Origin of the sequence: Rhizobacter sp., assembly GCF_031412495.1 — a bacterium.
GTDB lineage: Bacteria > Pseudomonadota > Gammaproteobacteria > Burkholderiales > Burkholderiaceae_C > Schlegelella_A.
In genome coordinates this window covers 1-3,008 of the sequence record NZ_JANODC010000287.1, presented here as the reverse complement: position 1 = coordinate 3,008, position 3,008 = coordinate 1, and the positions used below count along the sequence as shown (strand labels likewise).

General features: G+C 70.8%; 4 protein-coding genes. All 4 read left to right on the top strand.

What is annotated here, in order from left to right:
* Positions 1–373 (top strand): DUF6537 domain-containing protein (locus tag AC30N0_RS10700; protein ID WP_489517898.1); only part of this gene is annotated, 373 nt, incomplete at its 5' end.
* A 188-nt stretch (positions 374–561) separates the two neighbouring features.
* Positions 562–2,061 (top strand): anthranilate synthase component I, encoded by a 1,500-nt coding sequence (gene trpE, locus AC30N0_RS10695; RefSeq protein ID WP_489517897.1) that lies wholly within the window; start codon positions 562–564, stop codon positions 2,059–2,061.
* A 13-nt stretch (positions 2,062–2,074) separates the two neighbouring features.
* A complete protein-coding gene (locus AC30N0_RS10690) occupies positions 2,075–2,656 on the top strand; it encodes an anthranilate synthase component II (protein ID WP_489517896.1) in 582 nt (193 codons plus the stop codon).
* On the top strand, positions 2,653–3,008 hold a 356-nt coding region (locus tag AC30N0_RS10685; protein WP_489517895.1), incomplete at its 3' end, for a beta-eliminating lyase-related protein. The genes AC30N0_RS10690 and AC30N0_RS10685, both read left to right, overlap by 4 nt.

The window sequence follows — 3,008 nt, the reverse complement described above, 5'->3', positions numbered from 1 at the left end:
GGTGCGCTTCGGGGCCTGGCTGTGGCCGGTGCTGAAGGTGCTGGCGCGCGGCCGGGCCTTGCGCGGTACGCCGTTCGATCCGTTCGGCCGCACCGAGGAGCGGCGCCTCGAACGCCGCCTGATCGGCGAATACGAAGGCCGCGTCGACGAGCTGCTGGCCGGACTCACGGCGGAGAGATTGCCGGTGGCCGTCGCCATCGCCCAGGTGCCGAACTCGATCCGCGGCTATGGGCACGTGAAGGTGGCGAGCCTAGCGATCGCGCGCGCCCGCGAACGCGAGCTGCTCAGTCGCTTCGATCCCGAGCGCTATCCACGCCCGATCGGTGCGGCGGTGGCGGGGCAGTTCCGCGGCATTCCGGTGACCTCGGCTTGAGATCTCGCGCTGCTACACTTTTACGATGGTCACGCTGCGCATCTCCGCCGCCAGGTCGTCAGGCCGGGGAGCCTGGCTATGGCGAAGGGCCCCGTCGCTCGCGCGAGGCTGAAAGGCTTCCGGCTCCGGCGTTCCGCCGGCCCGCACCCAGACGTTGAGACCTCTCCCTTTCGCGGGCGAGGCATGCGATGACCGAACTCGAGTTCAAGAGCCTGGCCCTGCAGGGCTACAACCGCATCCCGCTGATCGCCGAGGCCTTCGCCGACCTCGAGACGCCGCTGTCGCTGTACCTGAAGCTGGCCCATGCCGGCAGCGAGGACGAGCGCCGCTACAGCTTCCTGCTCGAGTCGGTGGTCGGGGGCGAGCGCTTCGGGCGCTACTCCTTCATCGGCCTGCCGGCGCGCACCCTGCTGCGGGCCACCGGCTTCGCGACCGAGGTGGTCACCGACGGCCAGGTCGTCGAGACCGCCGCCGGCAACCCGCTCGACTTCATCGCCGCCTACCAGCGTCGCTTCAAGGTGGCGCTGCGCCCGGGCCTGCCGCGCTTCTGCGGCGGGCTCGCCGGCTACTTCGGCTACGACGCCGTCCGCTTCATCGAGCCGAAGCTCGCCGCTTCCGCGTCGAAGCGGCCGCTGCCCGACCCGATCGGCACGCCCGACGTCCTGCTCGTGCAGTGCGAGGAAGTCGCGGTCATCGACAACCTCTCGGGCCGGCTCTACCTGATCGTCTACGCCGACCCCGGTGTTGCCGAAGCCTTCGGCAAGGCGCGGCGGCGCCTGCTCGAGCTGACCGACCGGCTGAAGGCGAGCGTCGCGGCACCGCCGGTCGTGCGCGGCCCGGCGCACCCGGTGCGGCGCGACTTCGAGAAGACCGACTTCCTCGCCGCCGTGGCCCGCGCCAAGGAGTACATCGCCGCCGGCGACGTCATGCAGGTGCAGATCGGCCAGCGCCTGGCCAAGCACTACGCCGAGTCGCCGCTCAGCCTGTACCGGGCCCTGCGCTCGCTGAACCCGTCGCCCTACATGTACTACTACGACATGGGCGACTTCCACATCGTCGGCGCCTCGCCCGAGATCCTGGTCCGGCGCGAGGCGGTCGAAGGCGGCGACAAGGTGACCATCCGTCCGCTCGCCGGGACGCGGCCGCGCGGCGCCACGCCCGAGCGCGACCGAGCTCTCGAAGCCGAGCTGCGCGCCGACCCGAAGGAGCGGGCCGAGCACGTCATGCTGATCGACCTGGCCCGCAACGACATCGGCCGCATCGCCCGCACCGGCACCGTGAAGGTGACGGAGGCATTCGCTGTCGAGCGCTATTCGCACGTCATGCACATCGTCAGCAACGTCGAGGGCGTGCTGCGCGAGGGCATGAGCAACCTCGACGTCCTCAAGGCGACCTTCCCGGCCGGCACGCTCACCGGCGCGCCGAAGATCCGCGCCATGGAGCTGATCGACGAGCTCGAGCCGGTCAAGCGCGGCGTCTACGGCGGCGCCTGCGGCTACCTGAGCTTCGCCGGCGACATGGACGTGGCGATCGCCATCCGCACCGGCATCGTCAAGGACGGGACGCTGTACGTGCAGGCCTCGGCAGGCGTCGTCGCCGATTCGGTGCCGGAGCTCGAGTGGCAGGAGACCGAGGCTAAGGCGCGGGCCCTGCTGCGTGCGGCCGAGCTGGTCGAGGAGGGCTTCTGACGAAGCGACGACCATGCTCCTGATGATCGACAACTACGACAGCTTCACCTTCAACCTGGTGCAGTACTTCGGCGAGCTCGGCGCCGACGTGCGGGTCGTGCGCAACGACGAGATCGACGTCGACGGCATCGGCGGCCTGCGCCCCGATGCGCTGGTGCTCTCGCCCGGGCCGTGCACGCCCGCCGAGGCCGGCGTCTGCGTGCCGGCGATCGCCGCCTTCGCCGGCCGGCTGCCCATCCTCGGCGTCTGCCTCGGCCACCAGGCGATCGGTGCCGCGCTCGGCGGCCAGGTCGTGCGGGCCGGCCGGCTGATGCACGGCAAGACCGACGTCATCGAGCACGACGGCCGCGGCGTCTACGCCAACCTGCCCGGACGCTTCGAGGTCATCCGCTACCACTCGCTGGCGATCGAGCGGGCGACGCTGCCGGCCGCGCTCGAGGTCACGTCGACGTCGAGCGACGGCGAGATCATGGGCGTTCGCCACCGCGAGCTGACGGCGACGAAGACGCCGCTCGAAGGCGTGCAGTTCCACCCCGAATCCATCCTCACCGAGCATGGCCTGGCCATGCTCCGCAACTTCCTCGAACTGCGATGAACACCTCCGTCGACCTGCGCAGCGATACCGTCACCCGCCCGACCGTCGCCATGCGCGCGGCGATGGCCGAGGCCGAGGTCGGCGACGACGTCTTCGCCGACGACCCGAGCGTCAACGCGCTGCAGGAGAAGGTCGCCCGGCTGCTCGGCAAGGAGGCGGCCCTGTTCATGGCCAGCGGCACGCAGAGCAACCTCGTCGCGATCATGAGCCATTGCGGCCGCGGCGACGAGTACATCGTCGGCCAGATGGCGCACACCTACCGCTGGGAAGGCGGCGGCGCGGCGGTGCTGGGCAGCATCCAGCCGCAGCCGCTGCCGCAGCAGGCCGACGGCATGAGCGCGCTGGCCGACAT

What these genes read in the sequence shown, in the direction of transcription:
- trpE (WP_489517897.1), top strand. Translation starts at nt 562, where the DNA reads ATGACCGAACTCGAGTTCAAGAGCCTGGCCCTGCAGGGCTACAACCGC.
- AC30N0_RS10690 (WP_489517896.1), top strand. Translation starts at nt 2,075, where the DNA reads ATGCTCCTGATGATCGACAACTACGACAGCTTCACCTTCAACCTGGTG.